We start from the raw sequence: 25,712 nt of genomic DNA, 5'->3' as shown, positions 1-25,712 counted from the left end.
TTTCATGACGGACAACACCCAGCACGGCTTCGCCACACGCGCCATCCACGCCGGCTTCGAGCCCGACCCGCAGACCGGTGCGGTCAACGTGCCGATCTACGCGTCGTCGACGTTCGCTCAGGACGGCGTCGGTGAGATGCGCAACGGCTTCGAGTACGCGCGTACCGGCAACCCCACCCGCCGCCCCCTCGAAGCGAACCTCGCTGCCCTCGAAGGCGGCACCTACGGTCGCGCGTTCGGTTCCGGTATGGCCGCCACCGACTGCCTGCTGCGCTCGGCGCTGCGGCCCGGCGACCACCTCGTGATCCCCAACGATGCCTACGGCGGCACGTTCCGGCTCATCGACAAGGTCTTCACACAGTGGGGAATCGAGTACACGCCCGCCGCGGTCAACGACCTCGACGAAGTGCGCGCGGCCCTGCGTCCGAACACCAAGCTCGTGTGGATCGAGACCCCCACCAACCCGCTGCTCAACATCGGCGACATCGCTGCACTCGCCGACATCGCGCACACCGGCGACGCGAAACTCGTCGTCGACAACACCTTCGCGTCGCCGTACCTGCAGCAGCCGCTGTCGCTCGGCGCCGACGTCGTGCTGCACTCGACCACCAAGTACATCGGCGGTCACTCCGACGTCGTCGGTGGCGCTTTGGTGACCGACGAGGAAGAACTCGACACCGCGTTCGCGTTCCTGCAGAACGGTGCAGGTGCGGTCCCCGGCCCGTTCGACGCCTTCCTCACCCTGCGGGGCATCAAGACCCTCGCGGTGCGCATGGAACGGCACAGCGACAACGCCGAGAAGATCGTCGACGCGCTCTCCGGGCACAAGGCCGTCACCCAGGTGCTGTATCCCGGACTCGAGTCGCACCCCGGCCACGAGGCCGCAGCGAAGCAGATGCGCCGGTTCGGTGGCATGATCTCGGTGCGTCTCGCCGGCGGACGGCAGGCTGCGCTCGACTTCTGCAAGCGCACGGAGATCTTCACCCTCGCCGAGTCGCTCGGCGGCGTCGAGTCGCTGATCGAGCACCCCGGCGCCATGACCCACGCGTCGACGGCGGGCTCGGCCCTCGAGGTGCCGGACGATCTCGTACGGCTCTCCGTCGGCATCGAAGATGCCGTCGATCTCCTCGCCGACATCGAGCAGGCACTGCGGTAGTCACCTCGTCGCTTCGGTGACGACACGACAAGAGGCGCCCTTCGGGGCGCCTCTTTCGCGTTCCGGGTCGCCTACCCTGAGGCGATGGGTGCATTCGATCAGGTGCGCATAGGAGAACCGGAGATCCGTGCGGCCGCGGAAGTGCTTGCGCCCGTCATGCGGAGAACACCGGTGTTGCCGTCGCGTGTGCTCTCCGAACGTACCGGTGTCCCGGTGTGGTTCAAATGCGAAAACCTCCAGCACACCGGCTCGTTCAAACCGCGTGGCGCGTACTACCGCATCGCCCGCCTCGGGCCCGATGAGCGGGCGCGCGGAGTCGTGGCGGCGAGCGCGGGGAATCACGCGCAAGGAGTCGCGTGGGCGGCGACCGGACTCGGCATCGCCTCGACGGTGTTCATGCCCGTCGGTGCTGCTCTACCGAAGGTCGTCGCGACCCGTGCCTATGGCGCCGACGTCCACCTCGCCGGTCAGACGATCGACGACGCCCTGGTGGCGGCTCAGGAGTTCGCGGCCGACACGGGTGCGGTGTTCATCCACCCCTACGACCACGAGGATGTCGTGGCCGGACAGGGCACTGTCGGCCTCGAGATCGCCGAACAACTCCCCGACGTGAGCGCCGTGGTTGTCCCGACCGGCGGTGGCGGTCTGCTGGCCGGCGTCGCAGCGGCGCTCGCCGCCGTCAGTCCGGAGGTCCGGGTGATCGGTGTACAGGCGGAGGGTGCGGCCGCGTGGCCCGGGTCGTTGCAGGCGGGCCACCCCGAACGAGCGCGGAACATGTCGACAGTCGCCGACGGTATTGCTGTGGGAATGCCTGGGTCCGTGCCGTTTCCGCTCGTGCAGGACCACGTCGACAGCGTCGTCACAGTCAGCGATGATGCCCTTGCCCGAGCGTTGGTGCTGTGCATGGAACGATCCAAACTCATCGTCGAGCCTGCGGGTGCTGCTGCGGTCGCTGCGCTGTCCACCGCGGGGCTGGAGTTCGACGGTCCGGTCGCCGCGATCCTCTCCGGCGGCAACATCGACCCCTTGGTTCTGACTCATGTGATCGGGCATGGGCTACGAGCAGGAGGTCGCTATCTCGCGGTGCGCGTGTCGATTCCGGATCGTCCGGGTGCGCTGGTCGGGCTGCTGAAAGTGGTCGGCGACTCCGATGCCAGCGTCGTCGACGTCGTGCATTCGCGCACGGCCGGGCAGCTCGCACTCGACGAAGTGCAGGTGGCTCTCACGATGGAAACCCGTGGTGCACAGCACCGTAGCGAGGTACTCGATGCGTTGCGCGATGCCGGTTACGTGGTGGAGATCGAATAGCGAGACATTCGCGCGGCGAAGTCGTCTGCCACGACCTGCGCGTCGCGCCCGCCCCGTACGATCACGCATGTGGACTTCGACTACGACCTCGCCGCCGATGATGCACTGATCGCCGCCGTGCTTCCCTTGCTTCGGGAGCTCGGCCCGCTCACGCTCGACGAGATAAGGGAGCGACTCGCATCGGGTGACGACGCCGACGCTCCGAACCTGGCCATCGATGAGCTGCCCGAGCATCCGATGCTGGCCTACCTCAGCGACGGCCGATACGCCGCATTCGACGCGCTCCTCGGAGGCCGTGTCCTGACGCATCGGCTCACCGAAGCCGAGGTGGCGTCCGCTGTGCTCCCCATCGACGACATCTACCCGCTGCTCGTGTTCGTGACCGGCGACGAGGACTACGACCTCATCGAGATCGACCGAGAATTCGACCGGCTCGAGGATCGTGGCATCACCGACCTCGCACCGTTCGGCAACGAGGCGCTCGTGTTTCCCCGGGGTGCTTTCGCCGAGTTGTCGCCCGGCGACCTCGTAGCCGCGACCGTGACGGAGACGGGATTGGTGATCGCACCGGCGACCGCCGAGGTCGACACCGTTCCCGAGTTGACTGCGTTGCTGGGGGAGGCTCTCGCGTCGGGCGACCCGGCGTACCTCGAAATGTCGGTGTTCGCAGCGATGGTCGAGGTGCCCACCTCGTTCACCGTTCCGTCCCTGCCGTTGTCGGAACAGATCGAGAAGGCGGGACTCGAGGTGTCCGGTGGTCTCGTGGCACCGCCCGGGTTCGATTTCGCAGGCTATCTTGCGCAGAGTGCAGTCGATTCCTATGCCGAGCAGGTCGGTGTACCGGTCGAGGCTGTGCCGGGGGTCGTCTTGTTCGCGTCGTTGGTCGACGCGATCAGTGCCGGGGACGACAACGATCTCGAGTCGCGGTTCTCGGAGGGCAAGTCCGGGCTGTTCGCGGTGTTGGCCGACCCCGATATCGCGCTGACGGTCCTCGATGAACTCCTCGAGCAGGCGATCGATCCGGAGTCGATCGAACGGGCGGCGTTGTGGATGAAGGACCACGGCCCGCGGAAGGTCGACGCGGCGGCGTTCTGGATTGCGGGTAAAGCCGCGGAGACCGCGGCTCGCGTCGATGACGCGGCGCGTCACTTCGAGCGTTCCACCGACCTGGATTCGGAGTTCGATCCGGCCCTCGAGGATCTCGCGCGATACGTCTCCGACCGCGGGGATGCGGTCCGCGCGCTGTCGTTGCTGGGCAGGTCGCTCGACGGTCCGGATCACCCGTTGTATTCGGTGTTGGAGACCTTCCAGCCGGTCGAGCGCCCCGGTCTGGGCCGCAACGATCGGTGCTGGTGCGGGTCGGGTCGTAAGTACAAAGCGTGCCATCTCGGCAAGGCCGAGTACACGCTGGAAGACCGCGCGCCCTGGCTGTACTACAAGGCATGCCTGCAAATGTCGCAGGTCTCGTGGCGGGACCATCGCTTCGCGCTTGCGGAGGCGCGCAGCGGCTACGTCGACAACGATGACGATCTGTTCGAGGCGTTGTCCGATCCGCTGCTCGACGACGTGATGCTCGGTGAGGGCGGAGGGCTGGCCGAGTTCGCGGAGGTGCGTGGACACTTGCTGCCCGACGACGAACGCGATCTTCTTGCGCAGTGGCTGCCGGTGGAGCGGTCGGTGCACGAGGTCGAGGCTGTCCGAGTAGGGGAGGGGCTGACGCTGCGCGACGTGCGAACGGGCGAGCGGCGCGACCTGACCGCGCCCGAGGTGGGCGAGGACGTCCCCGTCGGCGGACTGTTGTGTGCGCGGGTCGTTCCGGTGGCGGGCACCTGGCGGATTCTGGGGGCTGCCACACCGGTCACCCAGGAGCAGAGCGACGCGATCGTTCGGTTGTTCGGTGACGGCGAGCGGGCCGACGAGTACGCCGGTGTCGAGCTCGTGGAGTTGCTGACCGATCCGGCGTTGTCTGTGCAGGCAACGGACGGATAACAGCGGGTATCTCCAGTCACACTGATCCCACTCGTCACACAACTAGAACGTGTTCCTAAATATATGTGATATCAAGTAGCGGAACCCATGCTCGTGATCGGCATCACAAGTACGGTTGGGGTCGTTCGAAGACGGATGTGGGGGTTGCGTATGTCGGTAGACCCGTCTGCTGTCATCGTGGCAGTGGCCACGGCAGCGAGTGCGCTCGTGCAGGGAGCGGACATGCCAGCAGAGATACAAGATCAGGTGACGGCGGCGATCGAGTCGTTCGAGGCGGGGGCCCCGGACACAGACAAGCAGGTCGAGGACTTCGTCGCGTCATTACCCGAGCAGGTGCAGGGACAGGCCGAGCAGATGGTGGCCGACACCACCGAGTCGGTCGCGACGGCCATCGAACCGCACCTGCCGGAGGAGGCACTCGAAGCGCTCCGCCCACCGGGGCTCGCACCCGAATCAGGGATCGCACCGGCAACTCCCGCGCCGCGGCCGAGCGCGTTCGGGATCGCACCGGTGCCCCAAGCTCCGGTACTCGGCCCGCAACCCACCGCGACGATCGGTGGCGTCACCCTTCCGTCGATCCCGGCGATCCTGCCCGGCACGGGCCTGGCGCCCATCGGTGCGATCGCGGTGTTCGCTCCGTGGCTGCGCAAGGCCGGTGAAATCTGCGACGGAATCACTGCGCCGGTCCTCGCGGCCCTGTACTCGGCAGAGAACGGTTTCCGTTTCGGAGCCACTGCGCCCGTGTCGCCGGTCGGCGCAAAGGGTCCGGGGCAGTTCATGCCCGGCACGTGGCGCGAGTACGGAAAGGACGCCGACGGCGACGGCAAGGTCGACATCCTCGGTATCGCCGACCCCGTCATGGCGTCCGGCAACCTGCTGTGCGACAACTACAAGCAGATCGACGACTGGAAGAACCGCGGACTCGTCCAAGGCAACACGTTGGATCTGACGATCGCGGCGTACAACGCGGGTGCGGGTGCGGTCCGGCGGTCGGGTGGTATGCCGTCCGGGTCACCCGACTACGAGAACCAGACCAAGCCGTATGTCGCGAAGATCCGCGCCACCGAAGCAGCGTTCTCCCGGCTGCTGTCGCCGTTCTTCGGTCTCGGTCTCGGTGGTGCGAGCGACGTCGGAAACCGGGTCGTCGACCTCGCGTTCAAGTTCCTGGGTCTGCCCTATGTCTGGGGAGGCGGCAACATCAACGGGCCGTCCGGCGGCGGTTTCGATTGCTCGGGTCTGACGTCGTACGCGGTGCACGCCGCGACCGGCATCACTCTGCCCCGCACCTCGGAAACCCAGTGGCATGTGGGCACAGAGATCCCGCTCGAACTGGCCCAGCCGGGCGATCTGCTGTTCGGCAACTGGCAGGCCGGCGGACCCGGTCACGTCGCGATCTACATCGGCGGCGGCCAGATGGTGCATGCACCGACGACAGGCGACGTGGTGCGTGTCGGCACGGTCTTCCCCGACATGAAGGCGCGTCGGATCATCTGACGCGGTGGGAGCGCAGCGAGGCCCGGCCGGAAAATCCGGCCGGGCCTCGCTGCGCGTACGTCGGAATCAGCCGTGGTACGGCTCTGCGGAAACCAGCGTCACCTTCATCGTCTTGCCGTTGGGCAGCGCGTACTCGCGTGTCTCGCCGACCTTGGCCTCGATGAGGGCCTTGCCGAGCGGTGAGCTGGGCGAGTAGGTCTCGAGATCGCTGTTGCGTGCACCTTCTTCGCGGGTCGCGATGAGGAACGTCTCCTTGTCGGATTCGTCGCCGTCGTAGTACACGGTGACGACCGAGCCGGGCAGTGCGACACCGGACTGCGTGGGTGCGACACCGACCTTCGCGGCGCTGAGCAACTCCTGCAGCTGACGGATACGTGCTTCCTGCTGACCCTGGTCTTCGCGGGCGGCGTGGTAACCCCCGTTTTCCTTGAGGTCACCTTCTTCGCGCCGCTCGTTGATCTCGGCCGCGATGACGGGACGATTGGCGATGAGCTGGTCCAGTTCCACCTTGAGGCGGTCATGGGACTCCTGCGTCAGCCAGGTCACCTGGGTCTCGGTCATCATCGATCACTTCCTTCGGGTTGGAGCCCCCGGCTCCGCGGACAAGTCGTGCATACGCAACGACCACAACAGCACGACCCTCGTCGTTCCCCCCTGAAATGTGGTGAACGGGGTCGTACTGTTTCTAATGCAGCAATACACGGCCCCAATGGGTGGAACCGTGTATCTGCATATTCTAGCACCAGATTCCGGTTACCCGCGGAAGTCGCAGCGTAACGGCACTGTGATCAGGGTGCGCGCAGGTATTCCGGAACATTGAAGCTGCAACCGTACCCGTCGCCCATGCCGGGGCGCTGTGATGTCTTGACGGTCGAATCCAGTACCACCGTCGATGTGTCCGACGCCGGGACGAGGATTTCACGCCGGCCGGTTTCGCTACCGTCCCGCGATCGGGCACGGACGATGCACACAGCTTCCTGCGAAGGGTCCTGGCGCGTGACCGACAGCTTGATGTCGAGGGTGTCGTCGTCGACGACGTCGAACGCGACCACTTCGTATTCGATCTCTGCGGGCCCGAACTGCTGGTACATCACGAGTCCGAGACCGATGCCCGCGATGATGCCGAGGGCCGTGAACCCCCACTTCTTGCCGCGAGTCGTCCGTTTCTTCGACGGATATGTCGCGGTGCGGCGGGGTTCTTCTGTGGTGTCGGTCATCGGTTTCTTTCGTGCCGGGGCCGAAGTTCGGGTGCTCCCGTGGGGCCACGGCTGACGGAGGAGTTGTCAGGTGGAACTATAGGGGAGGGATCCGAACGGCCCGCACCGGCGGTAGCTGTCCGGTCCCGAGATGTACACGACGGTGAGGTGGAGGAAACACGTGAGCGGACTACGGCTCATGGCCGTGCATGCCCATCCCGATGACGAGTCGAGCAAGGGTGCCGCCACTACGGCCCGCTACGCGGCGGAGGGGAACGACGTGCTCGTCGTGACTCTCACGGGTGGCGAACGAGGAGACATCCTCAATCCTGCGATGGACGTACCCGGTATCCGGGATCGTATGCCCGAGGTTCGTCGGGAGGAGATGGCGGAGGCGGCCCGCCACCTCGGCGTGCAGCATCGCTGGCTCGGTTTCATCGATTCCGGTCTTCCGGAGGGCGATCCCAAGCCGCCGCTGCCCGAAGGGTGCTTCGCGGTCGTGCCGCTCGACGAGCCCACGCGCAAGCTCGTCGAGGTCATCCGGGAGTTCCGTCCCCACGTCATGACCACGTATGACGAGAACGGCGGCTACCCGCACCCCGATCACATCCGGTGCCACGAGGTGTCGATGGCTGCGTACGAGGCGGCGGCCGATCCGAACTACCACCCCGAGCTCGGCGAGCCGTGGGAAGTGCAGAAGGTCTACTACTCGCACGGCTTCATCCGTAAGCGCATCGAACTGTTCCGCGACGAGTACGAACGCCGCGGCGAACCGTTCCCGATGGAGGAGTGGCTCAGCCGCTGGCGCACCGAGCAGGGCGATCTCATGGCACGGGTCACCACCCAGATAACCTGTGGTGACTACTTCCCGAATCGCGACGACGCGCTTCGGGCACATGCCACTCAGATCGATCCGAACGGGTCGTTCTTCGCGGTTCCGCTGGACATCCAGCAGAAGGTGTGGCCGACCGAGGAGTTCGAGTTGGCAAAAACCCGCGTCACCACGAAGATCCCCGAGTCGGATCTGTTCGCGGGTATCGAGGACGGACAGGTGAGATGACGTTAGGCACGCTGGCAATCGAGGTTCTTGCGCAGGAACCCGCCGGCCCCGAGTTCGGTAAGGCGTCGCCGCTCGGACTGGCCATTGTGCTGGTGCTGCTCGTCGCCATCGCTCTGCTCGTCTGGAACATGAACAAGCGCCTGGGCAATCTCCCCGAGACCTTCGATTCGGACAGTCCCGAGGCCGACCAGGCGGCAGACGAAGGCACCGACCGCGGCGCCACCACGGTGAACGTCGAGGAGTCTCCTGCCGAGACGGGCGAGACGGAGACGAACGGCCGGCACACCACACCCGGAAAGAACTGACCGCACGTAGCGTGGGGGAATGGCGAACCGGCTTGCCGAATCCCTCAGCCCGTATCTGCGTCAGCACGCAGACAACCCCGTGCACTGGCAGGAATGGGGCGACTCCGCGCTCGCCGAGGCCCGCGGCCGGGACGTGCCGATCCTCCTGTCCGTCGGCTACGCCGCGTGTCACTGGTGCCATGTCATGGCGCATGAATCGTTCGAGGACGATGCGACCGCTGCCCTGATGAACGCGCATTTCGTGTGCATCAAGGTCGATCGGGAGGAACGCCCCGACATCGACGCCGTGTACATGAACGCCACCGTCGCCATGACGGGGCAGGGCGGGTGGCCCATGACCTGCTTCCTCACACCCGACGGAGAACCTTTCTACTGCGGCACGTACTACCCGAACGCGCCGCGCGGTGGGATGCCGTCGTTCACTCAGTTGCTGGGCGCGATCACCGACACCTGGCGTAATCGTCGCGCTGACGTCGCCAAGGCCGCGGCCGCGATCGTCACCGAGTTGACGCGCAGCAGCGGCGGGCTTCCCCCGGGGACCCGCACGGTCGACCCGGCGCTGCTCGACGAGGCGGCCGCGGCGGTCGCGGGCGAGGAGGACAGGGTTCACGGCGGCTTCGGCGGCGCACCGAAGTTTCCGCCGTCGAACCTGCTCGAAGGCTTGCTCCGCGGGCATGAACGCACAGGGTCGCCCGAGACCCTGAGACTCGTCGAACGCACGGCCGAGGCCATGGCGCGCGGAGGCATCCACGACCAGCTCGGTGGTGGATTCGCCCGCTACAGCGTCGATTCGGGTTGGGTCGTACCCCATTTCGAGAAGATGCTCTACGACAACGCGCTGCTCCTGCGCGCGTACGCGCACCTCGCCCGGATCACCGATGCGCCCGTCCCGCGTCGAGTGACGGAGGGCATCGTCGCATTCCTGCTTCGCGACCTGCGCACCGACGAAGGGTGTTTCGCGTCGGCGCTCGATGCCGACACCGACGGAGTCGAAGGGCTCACCTACGTGTGGACGCCGCAGCAACTCGTCGATGTTCTCGGCGACGCGGATGGTGCGTGGGCAGCGGATTTGTTCGCTGTCACCGACACCGGAACTTTCGAGGAAGGGACCTCTGTTCTGCAGTTGCCTGCCGATCCGGCCGATCAGGCTCGTTCCGATTCGGTTCGTGTGCGGCTGCTCGCGGCACGGCAGTACCGATCTCAGCCGGGCCGCGACGACAAGGTGGTCACCGCGTGGAACGGGTTCGCGGTCACGGGTCTCGTCGAGGCCGGTGTCGCGTTGGGGAGGCCGGACTGGATCGACGCTGCCGCGACGTGTGCTCGTGCGCTTCTGGGCCTGCACCTGGTCGACGGTCGTCTGCGGCGCGCATCACTCGGCGGGGCCGTGGGAGCGCCCGTCGGCGTGCTCGAGGACCACGGTGCGCTGATCACGGCACTTCTCGCGTTGTACCAGGCCACGGGTGATGCCCGGTGGCTCGAACCCGCCCGCGAGCTGGCCGACATCGCACTGACGTACTTTGCCGACCCGGACCGGCCGGGTAGCTGGTTCGATACCGCGCACGACTCACCGGAGCTGGTGGCACGACCCCGCGATCCGGTCGATGGTGCGACGCCGTCCGGTGCCTCGCTGATCACCGAGGCGATGCTTTCGCTGGCTGCGGTCGTCGACGACGGGGCCCGCTACGCGGAGATGGCACACGCGTCGTTGGACGATGCGTCACTGCTGCTCGACCGGGCGCCGCGTTCGGCGGGGCACTGGCTCACCGTTGCAGAGGCGGCGGTTCGCGGGCCGATCCAGGTGGTGGTCGTGGGTGGGGGAGAGTTGCTCGAGGTTGCGCGGCGGGTGGCTCCTGGCGGATCGCTCGTCGTCGGTGGCGAGCCGGGGTCGTCCCCGCTCTTGGTCGACCGGCCTCTGGTCGACGGCGCGTCCGCTGCCTATGTCTGCCGAGGGTTCGTCTGTGATCGACCGGTCACGTCTGTGCCCGCGTTGCGCGAGGCCCTGGCTGCCCGTTGACTGCTGTCCGGGTGGTCACGGCCAGACCAGGGAGCTGCGCGCTCCGAGGAAATCTCCCTCGCTGGTCACCGGTGCTTCGAGCAGTCCTGCGCATGCGTCGATGAGGAAGTTCGCGAAGCCGGTCCAGTTGGGCTCGGCGTGTCCGGCCCCGAGTCGCTCCTCGTAGTCGGCGCAGAGGTCGGTGATGAGACGACCGAGGATCCACGACCGGCCGGTGAGTACCGACGACGGGATCTCGGTCAGCAGTGCGCGTATGCGCTGGGTGAGTTCGTCCACGACCGGATCGGCCGTGATGGTGCCTGCCACGATCTCGGCAATCGACGGAACGCTTCGCATCTGGCGGAGGAACCGCGCACGCCAACCAGGGATCGGCATCGACGCCAGCTGGTCGGTGAACGGAACGATGAGGCAGGTCAACAGATCTCGTAGGCCCGAGTCAGGGCCGAGCATGGCGAGGAGTTCCCGTCGCCGGGCATAGGTGTCGTCGGAGAATCGGTGCAACAGGGCGCGGATGAGTTCGTCGCGGCTGCCGAAGTGATAGTTCACTGCGGAGTGGTTGGAGTTGCCGGCGTGTTCCGCGATGCGCCGGTTCGACACCGCGTCGATGCCGTGCGCGGCGAAGAGTTCTTCCGCGGAGTCGAGCAGAGCCTGCCGAACCCGATCGCCGTAGCTGCCCATGCCCGCTTCCGTCGCTTTCTCGAGTCGGTCGAACATCTCCCCCGGGGTGGGACGAAGGTCACCAGTCTTGCATCTTGGAGGATTTAAGACACGTAGCGTAGCATTTTTAAGTCAAGCAACGTAATTATTCGAGGAGTATCTCGCTATGTCCACATCGACCCTCGAGCAACCCGCAGGCGGACCGCCGGGCGACGACGAGACCACCGAAGCCGATCTTGCTCGCGCCCGCAAAGAGCAGATCGGCCGTATAGTCGCCATCTTCGTCATGCCCTTCCTGATGGTCGGGATGATGGTCACGGGGTACCTCTTCGCGATGCACGCCCCGGCACCCCACAACATGCCGATCGCTGTGGCCGGTGCGAGCCAGCAGGTGGACCAGTTCGCTCGCGCGCTCGAGGACGCCGACCCCGACGCCGTCGACGTCCGAATCGTTGCGACCGACGAACAGGCCCGTGACCTCGTCTTCGATCGTGAAGTTGCCGGCGCCGTCTCGCTGTCGGACACCGGAACCGCCACGCTCTACACTGCGGGCGCGGCAGGGGCATCCCAGTCATCCACCGTCACCGGCCTGCTGGCACCTCAGGTCATCGGTCAGGGTCTCGACCTCGTCGCCGAGGACCTGGCACCGTTGCCCGGCCATGACACCGCCGGCCTGGCGGCCATGTTCATGGCGACGGGTCTGATGCTCGCCGGCTACATGCCGTGGAGCATCACGCTGTCCAACTCGCCCGAGCTCCTCCGCAAGCGCCGTGCGATTCCGCTGCTGGCCGGTTGGTCTGCGCTGATCGCTGCCATCGTGTGGTTCGTCGCCGGCCCGATCCTCGGAGCGATCGAAGGGCACACCGCAGCGATTCTGGGAATCTCCTGGCTGGCAGTGTTCGCCGTGGGGTCGGTGCAGTTCTTCCTCACCCGGATCTTCGGTCCGATGGCCGTGCTCGTCGGCATGCTCTTCGTCATGGTGCTCGGTGTACCTGCGTCCAACATGGGCATGTCGATCTACACGTTGCCTTCGCTGTACGTGAAGTTGCATTCGTTCCTGCCGACCGCGGCGACCGGCGAAGCGCTGCGCTCCGTCCTCTACTTCGACGGCGTCGGGCTCGGTTCGCACGTACTCGTCATGGTGATCGGTGCGATCCTCGCGCTCGCTGCGGTCTTCGGCATCGATGCGCTCAAGCGCAAGCGGAATCCGGATGCGGGCGACCCCGAGGTCACGGTCGCCTCGCTCACTGCGGGCCCGCGCCCCCAGCGCAACTGGGTTCGCTATGTCACGCTCGGAGCGTTCCCTCTCGCCATGGTCGTCATGATGTTCTCGATCATGCTCGGTGCGATGTACAAGCCGGCACCTCGTGAGATGCCCGTGACGGTGGTCGCCGCCACCGAGGATGTGGCAGAGCAGACGGTGGCAGGCTTCGAGCAGAACATGAACGGTCTGTTCGACTTCACTGCGTCGGCATCCGTCGACGAGGCGCGCGCCGCAGTGCAGGACCGCAGTGTCGTCGCCGCGTTCGTGCTGCCGTCGGCCGAGTCGCCGACAGCCACGCTGATCACGAGCCAGTCTGCCGGTATGAGCCAGCAGCAGGTGGCTGCGATGACCTTCGAACAGGTTGCCGCAGGAATGCAGGTGCCGCTGACCACCGAGGACATCGCGCCGTTGCCCGGATCCGACACCATGGGCACCGTGTCCATGTACGTCGCGATGGGCTGGATCATGTCCGGCTTCATGCTCGCCGTGGTGGGGAACAGCGCCGCTCCGGCAGCCATGCGCTTGAAGTCGCTGCTGCCGATTGCGGCCGGCTTCTCCGTGTTCATGTCGCTCGTCGTGTGGGTGATCGCTGCTCCGCTTACCGGCGCCGTCGACGGGCACTTCCTGCAACTGTTCGGCATCGGCGTCCTGGCGATCTTCTGTGTCGCGATGTTCGCCACGGTCCTCACCCGGCTGTTCGGGATGCTCGCCGTCGTTCCTGCCGTCGCGATCCTGATGTTCGTGGGTGTGCCGGCGTCGAACGGTGCGATGTCGATCTTCATGAGCCCGGAGATCTTCCGAGTGCTGCACGAGGTGCTGCCGATGCCGGCGGCGGTGGAATCGATCAGGTCGATCCTGTATTTCGGTGCCGACTCCGTGGGGACCCACTTGGTGACGTTTGCGATCTGGGGTGCTGTCTCACTGCTGTGCATCATCGCAATCGACGTCGTTCGTGGCCGCAAGGGCGCGGCTGTCGCCGAGGAGGTCGCGGTCTCCTAGGTTCCCGCGACCGGCGCGAGCATCAGCGACGGGGACTCGATGCCGTTCGAATCGAACGCCTCGAGTACCGACCCGGTGAGCGCGCGCCGGACCGCCCACTGCTTGCCTGCTCTCACCCTCACGGTGATGCGCAGGGTGACCGCGCCCGCGGTCACCGAGTTCACGCCGAGCAGTTCGGGCTTCTCGAGAACGAACGGAGCAATATCGTCACGTTCGGCCGTGTCCAGCACCGCCCTGAAGGCGACCTGCTGGGCACGGTCGACGTTTGCGGTGGGGGCGACCGGTACGTCGACGACCGCGACTGCGTGGCCCTGACTCATGTTGCCGACGCGCAGGATCTCGCCGTTGCGGCAGTACCAGAGCGTCCCGTCTATATCGCGGATCATCGTCACCCGGAGCCCGACCGATTCGACGGTGCCGATCGCGTCGCCCACATCGACCACGTCGCCGACGCCGTACTGGTCTTCGAGCAGCATGAACATGCCGGAGATGAAATCCCGGACGAGATTCTGGGCACCGAAACCGAGCGCGACACCGGCGATGCCGGCCGACGCGATGAACGGTGCGACGTTGAACCCGAGCGTGTCGAGGGTCTGAAGAACCACCCAGGCCAGCACGATGATCGACACGCCCGACTTGAACACGGAGCCGATCGTCTGGGTCCGCTGCGCGCGTCGCTCACGTGCGGCCGGGTCGCCGAGGGCCTTGTTCGTGCGATCCTGCAGAGGGCGCAGCATCGACCGCTTGGGCGGCCGACCGGGATCGCGAGGCAGTGTCATGCGGTCGATCAGTTTGTGCAGCACATACCTGAGGACCACTGCCACGACGATGTAGCTCACGATCGAGAGCGGCTTGTGGATCAGCCACTCGCGATTCGTCTCGGTCAGTTCGAAGGCGAGAAGCGAGATAGACATTGCCCGCGAGGTTACCGAACTGTGACCATTGGCGGGGACAGGTGTGACGAGTCCTATCCCACGATTCAGCCGAACACGACGAGCCAGACTGCGACCGCGTGGCACAACGCTGCGATGACGGTGGCAGCGTGGAAGAACTCGTGGTGCCCGAAGGTCGACGGCCACGGATTCGGCCACTTCGTCGCATAGAGGATCGCTCCTCCGCTGTAGAACAACCCGCCCGCGAGGAGCAGGACCATCGGGGCGACGCCCGCTTCGGACACGAGGTCGCCGGCGACGGGTACGATCGCCCAACCGAGCAGCAGGTAGAGCGGCACACCCACCCAGCGGGGAGCCGTCGGCCACAGCATCTTCAGTGCGACGCCGGCCACTGCTCCGGACCATACGATCGCCAGGATGGTGCGTCCGGTCTCGGGTGGCAACGCGAGCGTCGCGAACGGCGTGTAGCTGCCCGCGATGAACACGAAGATCATCGAATGGTCGGCGCGTTTCATCCACATGCGGTGACGGGGATCGGACCAATGTACGCGGTGGTAGAGGGCACTGACGCCGAAGACTCCGCACACCGTGATGCTGTAGATCGCGGTCGGCCACGCCGCGGCGGGGTGCATCGCCGCGGCGACGCTCACCAGGACGATTCCCGCGACCACTGCGGCCCCGAACGCCCAGAGGTGGATCCACCCGCGCATGCGGGGTTTGACGGGCAGTTCGTCGATTCCGAAGACCGTCATATGTGTGGATCCTTCCCGACCGGCCAGTAACCTACGGTCACGTAGGTTTGCTGGTCGTCACGCTACCGGGGGGTGGGCGGAGCGCGCGAGTGTTGTTGCCCACCGCCGCAACCGCGACAACTCGTGAGCGTAATGTGACTCACGTGGTGATGACGCGGTGAGGCTCAGTGGCGTGCTGTACGGGCTCTACGAGCGGCGGTTGCTCCGGGAGCTCGAAGGGGCTCGCCACCCGCGACACGTCGCGGTGATGTGCGACGGAAACCGCCGATGGGCCCGAGAGAACGGGTTCACGGACGTCGCTCACGGCCATCGCATGGGCGCCCGCAAGATCGCCGAATTGCTGAGTTGGTGCGACGCCGCAGGGATCGAGACCGCGACGATCTATTTGCTCTCCACCGAGAACCTCCGTCGCGACCCCGAGGAGCTCGACGCGCTCCTCGAGATCATCGCCGACGTCGTCGAAGAGATCTCGGCGCCGGGCCAGAACTGGAGCGTGAAGATCGTCGGTACCCCCGAACTGTTGCCGGACGATCATGCGAAGAGGCTGCGCGAGGCCGCTGCGGGCACCACGGGGCGTACCGGCACGCACGTCAACGTCGCGGTCGGATACGGCGGCCGCCAGGAGATCGTCGACGCCGTGCAGGCGCTGCTGCGTGAAAAGCAGGCGGAAGGGCTGTCGGACGACGACCTGATCGAGGCCGTCACCGTCGACTGCGTCGACAGTCACCTCTACACCTCGGGACAGCCCGACCCGGATCTCGTCATCCGCACCTCCGGTGAGCAGCGCCTCTCGGGATTCCTGCTGTGGCAGAGCGCGTACTCGGAGATCTGGTTCACCGAGGCGTACTGGCCCGAGTTCCGACGGGTCGACTTCCTGCGTGCCCTCCGCGACTTCGCGGCCCGGCATCGACGTTACGGAGTCTGACCGAACTCCGGCCGAGTTCGGTCAGATCTTCCGCAGTCGCAGCCGGTTGATCGAATGATCGGCGTCCTTGCGCAGGACGAGCGTTGCGCGTGGCCGGGTGGGGAGGATGTTCTCCACCAGGTTCGGCAGATTGATCGAATGCCACAGCTCTTTCGCGGCACTCATCGCGTCGCGATCGGACAGTCCCGCGTAGTGATGGAAATGTGCGTCGGGGTTCGAGAATGACGTCTTCCGGAGAGCGAGAAACCTTTCGACGTACCATCTCTCGATGTCTTCGATGCGTGCGTCGACGTAGATCGAGAAATCGAACAGATCCGAGACCATCAGGCGGGGGCCGGTCTGCAGGACGTTGAGGCCTTCGATGATGAGAATGTCCGGCTGCCGCACCACGTGGTACTGCCCGGGGATGACGTCGTACGAGATGTGCGAATAGAGCGGAGCTGCAACTTCTTCGGCTCCAGACTTGACATCGGTGACGAAGCGCAGCAACTTCCGTCGGTCGTAGCTCTCGGGGAAGCCCTTCCGGTGCATGATGTTCCGGCGGATGAGTTCGTTCGACGGATACAGGAACCCATCGGTGGTCACCAGATCGACCCGGGGGTGATGTTCCCATCGCGCCAACAGTGCCTGGAGCACGCGCGCGGTGGTGGATTTGCCCACTGCGACGGAACCCGCCACGCCGATCACGAACGGAACCTGGCGGTCGGGGTGCTTCTCTCCGAGGAAGGTCGCGGTCGCTGCGAAGAGGCGTTGCCGCGCTGCGACCTGGAGGTGGATCAGACGAGCGAGCGGCAGGTACACCTCCGCCACTTCGGCGAGGTCGATCTGCTCGCCGAGGCCTCGCAGCCCGACGAGTTCGTCCTCGGTGAGCACGAGGGGAGTCGACTTGCGCAACGTCCGCCACTGCTTGCGGTCGAACTCGACGTACGGGCTGGGTTCGCTCAGGCGAGCCATCGGCACGTCCCCCCGACGAGGCATCTCGAATCGATGCGGCCCGTATGTGGATCGCGGCGCTGCTTGTCCATGCATCGGATTGTGCTCGCTGACACAGGGTGATGCGCCGTCGGGGTACCCGCAGGCGGCAGAACCGCGCGTCGTCCCATCGGAGGAGCGACTAGGGTTGCCGGGTATGGGATCGGACGCATTCGTACGGGAATACCTGCTGCTCGGGCTGGCTTTCGACCGCCTCGAAGAAGGGTTCGTCGACGCCTACACCGGAGACCCCGAGTTGCGCCGGCGGACGGAGAACGCGCCTCCACCGGCACCTCGTGATTTATCCCACACGGCGCGGAGGCTCCGCGACGAACTTCCGGCCGCGGGACTCTCGGACGAGCGAACCCGATTTCTCGACGCACATCTGCGAGCGCTGGACTGCTCCGCCCGCAAGTTCGCAGGCGACGACATCGGATTCGTCGACGAGGTCGAGGCCTACTTCGACGTACACATCGAACCCGGAAACGAGGACGATTACCGCGACGCGCATCGTCGCCTCGACGCGCTTCTCCCCGGCGGGAGCAGTGGAGCGTCGCTCGCCGAGAGACTGCAGGCCCATCGCAAGACGGAGACGATCCCCGCCGACCGGCTCGCCGAATGTGTGGAGGCGTTCTCGAGCGCTCTTCGTGACAAGGTCCGCGAGGTCTACCCGCTGCCCGAGACGGAGCGCGTCGAATACGAGGTGGTCGGCGACAAGCCGTGGTCCGGATTCAACTACTACCTCGGCGACTACCGGTCGCGGGTTGCGATCAACTCCGACCTCGAGCAGCAGATGTCGAATCTGCCACGACTGATCGCGCACGAGGCCTACCCCGGGCACCACACCGAACACTGCCGGAAGGAAGCGGGCCTCGTCGCCGGCGGGCAGGGGGAGCAGACGTTGTTTCTCGTCAACACCCCGCAGTGCCTCATGGCCGAAGGCCTCGCCGATCTCGCGCTCGAGGCGATCGTCGGCCCCGGGTGGGGGATGTGGGCGCAGGAGATCTACGCGGACGTCGGACTGCGATTCGACGGCGAACTGGCGGAGAAGCTGGGTGAGGCGTCCGCTGGACTGCTGACGGTCCGTCAGGATGCCGCGCTGCTCCTGCACGACCGCGGGCGTAGCCACGACGATGTCGCCGAATTCCTGCAGCGTTGGTCGCTGTCGACTTCGGAACGCGCGCGGCAATCGTTGCGGTTCCTGTCGTCGCCGCTGTGGCGGGCCTACATCAGCACTTACGTCGAGGGCTATCGGCTGCTCGGTGGCTGGCTCGCTCAGGCCCCGCTCGGTGACGAGCGCGCCGAACGCTTCCGCCGCCTGCTCGACGAGCCGCTCGTGCCGAGTTCATTGCGGTGACCCCGGTCACCTGCGGGGACCGGGTTCCTCGATTCGGGGTGCGGTTCGTAGACTGGACGTCGTATCCTGCCGCCCTCAGCTTGGAGAATCCTCGATGACAACTGTGCCCGGCACTGACGTCAACACTGCTTCGCTCGCCGATCTCGACCCGGAGGTCGCGCAGGCGATGGCGGGCGAGTTGTCCCGTCAGCGCGACACCCTCGAGATGATCGCGTCGGAGAACTTCGTGCCGCGCGCGGTCCTGCAGGCTCAGGGCAGCGTCCTGACCAACAAGTACGCCGAGGGCTACCCCGGTCGCCGCTACTACGGCGGCTGCGAGCATGTCGACGTCATCGAGGACCTCGCCCGCAACCGTGCGAAGGAACTGTTCGGCGCCGAGTTCGCGAACGTCCAGCCGCACTCGGGCGCGCAGGCGAACGCGGCGGTGCTGATGGCGCTCATGACGCCGGGGGAGAAGCTCCTCGGTCTCGACCTCGCGCACGGCGGTCACCTCACGCACGGCATGAAGCTCAACTTCTCCGGCAAGCTGTACGACGTCGCGTCCTACGGGGTCAGCAAGGACGATCACCGAATCGACATGGACGAGGTCCGCGACATCGCACTTCGTGAGAAGCCGAAGGTCATCGTCGCCGGCTGGTCGGCGTACCCGCGGCAGCAGGATTTCGCGGCGTTCCGGTCGATCGCCGACGAGGTCGGTGCGTACCTGTGGGTCGACATGGCGCACTTCGCGGGCCTGGTCGCTGCGGGTCTGCATCCGTCGCCCGTTCCGTACGCCGACGTCGTGTCGACCACGGTGCACAAGACCCTCGGTGGGCCCCGCTCCGGCCTGATCCTCGCCAAGAAGGAGTGGGCCAAGAAGCTCAACTCCGCGGTGTTCCCCGGCCAGCAGGGCGGTCCGCTCATGCACGCGATCGCCGCGAAGGCCGTCGCCCTGAAGATCGCCGCAGGCGCGGAGTTCAACGACCGTCAGGTGCGCACTCTGTCGGGCGCGCGGATCCTCGCCGACCGTCTGTCGCAGGCCGATGTGGCCGACAAGGGCATCTCGGTCCTGACCGGCGGCACCGACGTCCACCTGGTCCTCGTCGACCTGCGTAACTCGCAGCTCGACGGACAGCAGGGCGAGGATGCGCTGCACGAGGTCGGCATCACCGTCAACCGCAACGCAGTGCCGTTCGACCCGCGCCCGCCCATGACCACCTCGGGCCTGCGCATCGGCACCCCGGCGCTCGCGACTCGCGGCTTCGGCGACGAGCAGTTCACCGAGGTCGCCGACATCATCGCGCAGACCCTCATCGGTGGCACCGATCTCGACGCATTGCGTGCCCGCGTGAGCAAGCTGGCACAGGACATCCCGCTCTACCAGGGCCTGGAGGACTGGCCCCTGATCTGAGTTCTCGGTACTTCGCTTCTCGCGAGCCCGGTCCGCACCGAAATCGGTGCGGACCGGGCTCGTGTCGTATGTCGTTCGGGTCGTGAGTGTTCGGCGACCACTCCGGGGTGCATTAGGGTAGCCTATGCTCCGTTGTGGCCTGTTCGATGGCTGCACACCTTCACGACGACATTTGTGCCCCGAGACCAGAAGGACGACGCCGCATGGCTATTCCCGCCATCTCCCCGTACTCGATGCCCACCCGCGACGAGCTCCCGGATGCCAGAGTGGAGTGGGCTCTCGAGGCCTCTCGTTCCGTCCTGCTGATCCATGACATGCAGAGGTACTTCATCGACGCCTACCGGCCCGACGTCGAACCGTTGTCCGCTGTGGTCCCCAACATCGTCCGCATCCGCGAGGCCTGCAAGGCGGCGGGAGTGCCCGTCGTGTACACGATGCAGCCGGGAGACCAGCACCCGTCGCGCCGGGGCATCCTCGCCGACTTCTGGGGCACGGGCCTGACCACCGGACGCGACACCGAGGTGATCGACGAACTGACCCCCGACGCCTCCGACATCCAGGTCACCAAGTGGCGCTACTCGGCATTCCAGCGCACCGACTTCCGGCAGCTGCTCGCTCACTACGGCCGGGACCAGCTGATCGTAACCGGCGTCTACGCGCACATGGGCTGCATGCTCAGCGCCGCCGACGCCTTCATGAGTGACGTCGCGCCATTCATGGTCGTCGACGGCACCGCCGACTTCTCCCGCGACGAGCACGTGATGGCCCTCGGCTACGTCGCCAAGCGGGTCGGCAGGGTAGAAACGACCGATGCGGTGATCGAGGCGCTCGAAGCGACGGCCCACCGCAACGTCCCCCACGACGACCAGCTGGCGGCCGCGCTTTCGTGATGTAGTGCGGGCAGGACAGCTCCGGTTAATCCGATCTTCATCGACACGCCTCACCGCTGCCGAGCGAACCGGCCGTGTCAGGGCTAGCGTCGGTGGTGTAGGCGGCGCAGTGCCGGCTACACGGGAGGTCCCTGATCGTGCGGCAGAAGAGTCCGAGCGAGGGGCCGGCACCCGGCCCTCGTGTCCGCGAGGACCACCAGGGAACGACCGGCCACCGAACAATCTGCGCGGTGTCGCGCAGGTCGAGGAGCCTCACGTGAACGCAACACGCTCCGTCCCAGCTGTACGCACCTACGTGCTGGACACTTCCGTATTGCTCTCCGACCCGTGGGCGGTCACGAGATTCGCCGAACACGAGGTCGTGCTGCCCCTGGTGGTGATCGGCGAGCTCGAGGGCAAGCGTCACCATCACGAACTCGGATGGTTCGCGCGGGAGTCACTGCGGTTGCTCGACGACCTGCGGCAGCGCCACGGTCGGCTCGACCGTCCGATCCCCGTCGGCGACTCCGGTGGGATGCTGCACGTGGAGCTCAACCACACCGACCAGATGGTCCTGCCCTCCGGTTTCCGGACCGATTCGAACGACTCGAGGATCCTCGCGTGTGCGATGAACCTCGCGGCGGAGGGGCGCGACGTCGTCCTCGTCAGCAAGGACACGCCGCTGCGGGTCAAGGCCGGGGCGGTCGGCCTGACCGCAGACGAATACCACGCGCAGGACGTGGTCACGTCCGGCTGGAGCGGCATGACCGAACTCGAGGTCGACAAGGCGCTGATCGATGACTTGTTCGCCGAGGGCGTCGTCGATCTCGAAACGGCCCGGGATCTTCCGTGTCACACCGGTATCCGGCTGCTCGGAGGAGCGTCGAGTGCGCTCGGTCGCGTCACCGCCGACAAGCAAGTGCAGCTGGTCCGTGGAGACCGCGAGGCATTCGGTCTGCACGGACGCTCTGCCGAGCAGCGGGTCGCGCTGGATCTGCTACTCGACGAATCGGTCGGCATCGTGTCTCTGGGTGGTAAGGCAGGAACCGGCAAATCGGCGCTGGCCCTCACGGCGGGGCTGGAGGCGGTACTCGAGAGGCGGTCTCACCGCAAGGTCGTGGTGTTCCGACCTCTCTACGCCGTCGGCGGTCAGGAACTGGGCTATCTCCCGGGGACCGAAGCCGAGAAGATGAACCCGTGGGGCCAGGCCGTGTTCGACACCCTCGAAGGGCTCGCGAGCCCTCAGGTGATGGAGGAGGTCATTGCCAGGGGGATGTTGGAAGTGTTGCCGCTCACCCACATTCGTGGGCGGTCGTTGCACGACTCGTTCGTGATCGTCGACGAGGCGCAATCCCTCGAACGCAATGTGCTGCTGACGGTCCTGTCGCGGCTGGGCGCCGGGTCGCGGGTGGTGCTCACCCACGACGTCGCGCAGCGTGACAACCTGCGTGTCGGGCGGTACGACGGCGTGGCAGCGGTGATCGAGAAGCTCAAGGGGCACCCGCTGTTCGCGCATATCACGCTGACTCGCAGCGAGCGTTCGCCGATCGCGGCGCTCGTCACCGAGATGCTCGAGGAGTTCGCGCCGGGCGCGTAACACATCGACCGAATGTCACCTTCGGCACGGCTGAGATAGCCGAAGGTGACATTCGGCCGATGGGTCCATGGTCTAGTCGGAGTCGGGGAGCGGGCCGAGTTCGGTCTCGAGCACTTCCTGGACGACACGCATCGCAGCGAGCGCCGCCGGAGCGCCGCAATAGACGCTGCAATGGATCACGGATTCGACGATCTCGGTGCGGGTCAAGCCGTTCCGCACGGCACCTCGCACATGGCCGCGCAGTTCGTTCTCGGCGCGCAGCGCAATGAGCATACCGAGATTGAGCAGGCTGCGGCTCCGACGGTCGAGCCCGGGTCGCGACCACACTGCACCCCAGGCGTGTTCGGTGACGAACTCCTGAATTTCTTCAGAGTCGGTGCCCCGTGCGCGGTCGAAGGCCCGCTCGACGAAGTCGTCTCCCATGACTTCGCGCCGGATCTCGAGTCCCGCTGCAAATCCCGGGTTGTGCTCGGCGTCGGACATGTCACTGCTCCCTGTTCGATGGCCACCGAACCGTTCGGTCGCCGCAGAGAGTTTACGGCCGCCGGAATACGGCGCGGACGAGACCGAGTGCAGTGGCGCCCAGGAAGCCGAGGACGTCGAAGTGGTCGCGCCATACCAGGATGCGTCCGTCGCGAAGTTCGAACGTGCCGCACACCGGGAAGGCGATCTCGACGCGGCCGACGCGGAGTACGTCGGTGCGTTCAGTGAGGACGACCTCGACGCTTTCGGCGGCGATGTGGTGTACGACGACGTCGAATCCGATCGACGGCTTCTCGAGGCCTGCGAGGATCGTGCTGATCCGCTGGGCGCCACGCAAGGTGGGGAGCGAAGTGTTGTGCCACGACATGTCGGGGTCCATGAGTGGCCTCGTATCTCGGGGTCGGCTCTCGGCCATTGCTTCGAGGAATTCCCGGACTGTGGTGACGGCAGTGTCGGGTGTGGTCGGTGTGGCCTCGATGCCGGTCATGGAATCCCCCTTTGTCGACTGCGGGCATGGTACGACCCTGTTCGCGTCGTGTCGACGAGAATGCCCCTCTCGGGATCGAATCGAGCCCATCGTGAGTCGCACGAAAAATGCACTTCGAAGAAAGTGGACTTATACGGGCCGAACGGCAACGAACACCGGTCGCCCGTGGTTACGTTCGGGGCGTCCGCTTGTCCTACCCCGTGCGCGACGACCGGTGCGGGTGGCCCGACAGGAGTAGATACACATGAATCGAATCAACCGTCGAATGGCGGCAACCGTTGCTGCGTTTGCTGCAGTAGGCCTGGTCGCTTCGGCATGCGGCGACGACAACTCTGCAGAGGACGTGGTGGGTAGTGCCACCAGCGCCGTGCAGTCCGCAGCCGAGAGCGTCGCGTCAGAGGCTCAGGGCGCTGACGAGACCACTGGTGCCGACGGGACCACAGACGCTGAGGGGACGGAAGGCACCGAACCGGCGGAGGATCAGACCAGCGCAGTTCCGGGTCCGGATGGCGAATCGGTCGAACTGAGCGGGGAGATTCTCGCCAAGTACAACGAGGTCGGCGGTGAATCGAGCCCGCTCGGTATGGCCACCGGAAACCAGGAGGACGTCGGCGACGGCAACATCGCAGAGTTCGAGGGAGGCATCATCGCGTGGAGCCCCGACACCGACGCGCACATCGTGTGGGGGGAGATCCGAGTGGCGTGGGAGGCCGAAGGTGGAGCCGGTGGCGAACTGGGCTTCCCGGTCAGCGACGAACACCCGATCGAGAACGGGCTGCAGAGCGACTTCGCAGGCGGCAACATCACCTATATCGACGGCCAGACCGAAGTGACGGTGGGATGACCCGACTCCGGCCCCGGACTGGCGGGTTCACATGATCGTCGCAACACTCTCGATGAGAGGTTGCGACGATCATGTCGTTTCAGGAGGACTGCCTTCGGTTCGGTGACGAGCTGGCCCGGCTCACCGATGCCGGTATGCCAGTGAAAGAGGCGGCAGTCGTGATGGGGCTGCCTCGCGGTCGCCGCTATGCCATCCTGCAGGCGATCGGCCTGCCCGCCGGCCAGCCACGCGGTCCAGGCAAGAGCGGTGATCAACGTGGGGTCCCCGATCGAATGGTGATCGTGGCCGTGTTCGACAAGACCGGTTCGATCAACCAGGCCGCGAAAGCGTGCGGGGTCTCGCCTTCGGTCGCACGCAGAATCCTGGTCTCGGAGGGTCTGGTGACCAGCGAAAAGATCCCACCTCGAGGCAAGAGCGAGGCCAAACACCGCTTCGGGGAACTGGTCGCACAAGGCTGGTCGATAACGCGAGCTGCCCACGAAGTGGGCGTCCACACGCGCACTGCCCGTGACTGGCGCAAAGGCATCCGGAAGGTCGGCAACACGCGAGTCCATCCTGATGGCAGGGTCGTGGACTACAGGCGCGGAACCGTCTACGAACAGACGGTGACCAGTGCGATCTGTGATGATGCCGTAAAGCCTGCGGTCAGTGATCGCTCGGTCAGTGATCGCTACCTGTCGATCGAGGACCGGGTTGCGATCGCCGACGGCCTGGTGGTCAAGGACTCGCTGCGCACAATCGCTGCACGGATCGGCAAGAACGTCTCCACGGTCTCGCGGGAGGTACGCGGGCACAGCATCGAAGGCCGGTATCTGCCGTATCAGGCCGATCGGGTTGCTGCCGCGGCCCGGGCGCGGCCCAAGCAGTCCAAACTGGTTCAGAACGCGGTCCTGCGGGCAGCGGTCGAGGAAGGCTTGTCCCGGAAGTTGTCACCGGAACAGATCTCGCATCGCCTGCGCCGGGATCACCCTGACGACGAAAGCATGCGGGTGAGCCACGAGACGATCTACCAGGCATTGTATTTTCAGGCCCGCGGAGGACTGAAACGCGAAGTACAGCAGGCACTTCGAACCGGTCGAACGAGGCGTGCACCGCAGCACAAAGAGGGTGAACGGTATCAGCGGTTCACCGATCCGATGATCATGATCAGTGATCGGCCCGCCGAGGTCGCCGACCGCGCCGTACCCGGGCACTGGGAAGGCGATCTGATCACCGGTGAACAGAACAAGACCGCGATCGGCACCCTGGTCGAACGTTCCACCCGCTACACGATGCTGCTGTATCTACCCGACGGGCATGACGCCGAACAGGTCCGCGATGCGCTGATCGTGGCCATGCGTGAGTTGCCTGCGCATCTACGTGGGTCGCTGACGTGGGATCAAGGAGCCGAGATGGCCAGACACAAGCAGATCAGCGTCGCTACCGAGATGGCCGTCTACTTCTGCGACCCGGCCAGCCCCTGGCAACGCGGTAGCAACGAGAACACCAATGGACTGCTCCGGCAGTACTTCCCCAAAGGCACCGACCTCAGTGTCTACGGACCGGAAGACCTCGAGCATGTTGCCCAGGAACTCAACGGCCGTCCACGCAAGACGCTCGGCTGGGATACTCCAGCCGAGCGTCTGCGTGATCTAATCACCACCAACTAACAGCGGTGTTGCGTCGACCCCTTGAAACCGCCACTCCGGGGCCGGGATCGTC

At 65.9% G+C, this 25,712-nt stretch carries 23 protein-coding genes; 15 read left to right on the top strand and 8 right to left on the bottom strand.

All coding sequences use genetic code 11. From position 1 onward, the window contains the following. Positions 1–4 precede the first annotated feature (4 nt). From ACZ46K_RS25795 to ACZ46K_RS25780, 4 genes are all read left to right on the top strand, one after another. Positions 5–1,156, top strand: a complete 1,152-nt coding sequence (locus ACZ46K_RS25795; protein ID WP_464745508.1) for a cystathionine gamma-synthase — start codon at positions 5–7, stop codon at positions 1,154–1,156. Between the two features lie 84 nt (positions 1,157–1,240). After that, positions 1,241–2,464 carry a threonine ammonia-lyase gene (gene ilvA, locus ACZ46K_RS25790; protein ID WP_464745507.1) on the top strand — a complete coding sequence of 408 codons (1,224 nt, stop codon included), beginning with the start codon at positions 1,241–1,243 and terminating at the stop codon, positions 2,462–2,464. 69 nt (positions 2,465–2,533) lie between these two features. Further along, positions 2,534–4,453: an SEC-C domain-containing protein gene (locus tag ACZ46K_RS25785; RefSeq protein WP_464745505.1), complete on the top strand. Its 1,920-nt coding sequence runs from the start codon at positions 2,534–2,536 to the stop codon at positions 4,451–4,453. A gap of 150 nt (positions 4,454–4,603) precedes the next feature. Beyond that, complete coding sequence (locus ACZ46K_RS25780) at positions 4,604–5,947, top strand: NlpC/P60 family protein (RefSeq protein WP_464745503.1); 1,344 nt, start codon at positions 4,604–4,606, stop codon at positions 5,945–5,947. A 66-nt stretch (positions 5,948–6,013) separates the two neighbouring features. On the opposite strand, the gene greA is transcribed toward ACZ46K_RS25780, so the two are convergent. Both greA and ACZ46K_RS25770 read right to left on the bottom strand, forming a co-directional pair. Next, positions 6,014–6,508 carry a transcription elongation factor GreA gene (greA, locus tag ACZ46K_RS25775; RefSeq protein ID WP_054810756.1) on the bottom strand — a complete coding sequence of 165 codons (495 nt, stop codon included), beginning with the start codon at positions 6,506–6,508 and terminating at the stop codon, positions 6,014–6,016. Positions 6,509–6,735: 227 nt separating this feature from the next. After that, on the bottom strand, positions 6,736–7,164 hold the full coding sequence (locus ACZ46K_RS25770; RefSeq protein WP_054807140.1) for a DUF4307 domain-containing protein: 429 nt from the start codon (positions 7,162–7,164) through the stop codon (positions 6,736–6,738). A 160-nt stretch (positions 7,165–7,324) separates the two neighbouring features. On the opposite strand from ACZ46K_RS25770, the gene mca reads away from it, so the two are divergent. Genes mca through ACZ46K_RS25755 form a run of 3 tightly spaced genes read left to right on the top strand, consistent with a single transcriptional unit; the run spans position 7,325 to position 10,522 of the window. After that, positions 7,325–8,203, top strand: coding sequence for a mycothiol conjugate amidase Mca (gene mca, locus ACZ46K_RS25765; protein ID WP_054807144.1), 879 nt, complete (start codon positions 7,325–7,327; stop codon positions 8,201–8,203). Then, complete coding sequence (locus ACZ46K_RS25760; protein ID WP_054807139.1) at positions 8,200–8,508, top strand: hypothetical protein; 309 nt, start codon at positions 8,200–8,202, stop codon at positions 8,506–8,508. Before mca ends, ACZ46K_RS25760 begins: the two co-directional genes overlap by 4 nt. Positions 8,509–8,527: 19 nt before the next feature. Further along, positions 8,528–10,522: a thioredoxin domain-containing protein gene (locus ACZ46K_RS25755; protein ID WP_464745500.1), complete on the top strand. Its 1,995-nt coding sequence runs from the start codon at positions 8,528–8,530 to the stop codon at positions 10,520–10,522. Between the two features lie 15 nt (positions 10,523–10,537). Here the strand turns inward: ACZ46K_RS25755 and ACZ46K_RS25750 are convergent, their stop codons facing one another. After that, positions 10,538–11,236, bottom strand: coding sequence for a TetR/AcrR family transcriptional regulator (locus ACZ46K_RS25750; RefSeq protein ID WP_464745498.1), 699 nt, complete (start codon positions 11,234–11,236; stop codon positions 10,538–10,540). Positions 11,237–11,345: 109 nt separating this feature from the next. Between ACZ46K_RS25750 and ACZ46K_RS25745 the strand changes: the two genes are divergently transcribed. Then, positions 11,346–13,442 carry an ABC transporter permease gene (locus ACZ46K_RS25745; protein WP_464745496.1) on the top strand — a complete coding sequence of 699 codons (2,097 nt, stop codon included), beginning with the start codon at positions 11,346–11,348 and terminating at the stop codon, positions 13,440–13,442. Here ACZ46K_RS25745 and ACZ46K_RS25740 read toward each other — a convergent pair. Together ACZ46K_RS25740 and trhA are read right to left on the bottom strand one after the other, a co-directional pair. Continuing rightward, entirely contained in the window at positions 13,439–14,356 is a 918-nt protein-coding gene (locus ACZ46K_RS25740; protein WP_054810188.1) for a mechanosensitive ion channel family protein, read from the bottom strand. The two genes, ACZ46K_RS25745 and ACZ46K_RS25740, sit on opposite strands and share 4 nt — an antisense overlap. A 65-nt stretch (positions 14,357–14,421) precedes the next feature. Beyond that, on the bottom strand, positions 14,422–15,087 hold the full coding sequence (gene trhA, locus ACZ46K_RS25735) for a PAQR family membrane homeostasis protein TrhA (RefSeq protein ID WP_464745493.1): 666 nt from the start codon (positions 15,085–15,087) through the stop codon (positions 14,422–14,424). 157 nt (positions 15,088–15,244) lie between these two features. On the opposite strand from trhA, the gene ACZ46K_RS25730 reads away from it, so the two are divergent. Then, positions 15,245–16,012, top strand: coding sequence for an isoprenyl transferase (locus ACZ46K_RS25730; protein ID WP_464745490.1), 768 nt, complete (start codon positions 15,245–15,247; stop codon positions 16,010–16,012). Positions 16,013–16,033: 21 nt separating this feature from the next. On the opposite strand, the gene coaA is transcribed toward ACZ46K_RS25730, so the two are convergent. Next, positions 16,034–16,966 (bottom strand): type I pantothenate kinase, encoded by a 933-nt coding sequence (gene coaA / locus ACZ46K_RS25725; protein ID WP_054806325.1) that lies wholly within the window; start codon positions 16,964–16,966, stop codon positions 16,034–16,036. 175 nt (positions 16,967–17,141) lie between these two features. On the opposite strand from coaA, the gene ACZ46K_RS25720 reads away from it, so the two are divergent. From ACZ46K_RS25720 to ACZ46K_RS25705, 4 genes are all read left to right on the top strand, one after another. Next, positions 17,142–18,341: a hypothetical protein gene (locus tag ACZ46K_RS25720; protein WP_054806326.1), complete on the top strand. Its 1,200-nt coding sequence runs from the start codon at positions 17,142–17,144 to the stop codon at positions 18,339–18,341. A gap of 94 nt (positions 18,342–18,435) precedes the next feature. Then, positions 18,436–19,731 (top strand): serine hydroxymethyltransferase, encoded by a 1,296-nt coding sequence (gene glyA, locus ACZ46K_RS25715; protein WP_054810189.1) that lies wholly within the window; start codon positions 18,436–18,438, stop codon positions 19,729–19,731. Positions 19,732–19,934: 203 nt separating this feature from the next. Then, positions 19,935–20,621: an isochorismatase family protein gene (locus ACZ46K_RS25710; RefSeq protein ID WP_464745488.1), complete on the top strand. Its 687-nt coding sequence runs from the start codon at positions 19,935–19,937 to the stop codon at positions 20,619–20,621. 256 nt (positions 20,622–20,877) lie between these two features. Further along, a complete protein-coding gene (locus ACZ46K_RS25705) occupies positions 20,878–22,197 on the top strand; it encodes a PhoH family protein (protein ID WP_464745486.1) in 1,320 nt (439 codons plus the stop codon). Positions 22,198–22,269: 72 nt separating this feature from the next. On the opposite strand, the gene ACZ46K_RS25700 is transcribed toward ACZ46K_RS25705, so the two are convergent. Next, positions 22,270–22,680, bottom strand: a complete 411-nt coding sequence (locus ACZ46K_RS25700) for a carboxymuconolactone decarboxylase family protein (protein ID WP_054806327.1) — start codon at positions 22,678–22,680, stop codon at positions 22,270–22,272. Positions 22,681–22,732: 52 nt separating this feature from the next. After that, positions 22,733–23,167 carry a limonene-1,2-epoxide hydrolase family protein gene (locus ACZ46K_RS25695; RefSeq protein WP_464745482.1) on the bottom strand — a complete coding sequence of 145 codons (435 nt, stop codon included), beginning with the start codon at positions 23,165–23,167 and terminating at the stop codon, positions 22,733–22,735. Positions 23,168–23,411: 244 nt separating this feature from the next. Between ACZ46K_RS25695 and ACZ46K_RS25690 the strand changes: the two genes are divergently transcribed. Together ACZ46K_RS25690 and ACZ46K_RS25685 are read left to right on the top strand one after the other, a co-directional pair. Beyond that, positions 23,412–24,011: an LGFP repeat-containing protein gene (locus ACZ46K_RS25690; RefSeq protein WP_464745480.1), complete on the top strand. Its 600-nt coding sequence runs from the start codon at positions 23,412–23,414 to the stop codon at positions 24,009–24,011. Positions 24,012–24,451: 440 nt separating this feature from the next. After that, the gene (locus tag ACZ46K_RS25685; protein WP_464749314.1) at positions 24,452–25,660 is read left to right on the top strand and encodes an IS30 family transposase; all 1,209 of its coding nucleotides are present in this window, start codon (positions 24,452–24,454) and stop codon (positions 25,658–25,660) included. Positions 25,661–25,712 lie beyond the last annotated feature (52 nt).

The sequence above is a fragment of the Rhodococcus sp. JCM 9793 genome, assembly GCF_055380405.1.
The sequence above is the reverse complement of the archived record's forward strand: the minus strand, read 5'-3'. Positions and strand labels throughout refer to the sequence as shown.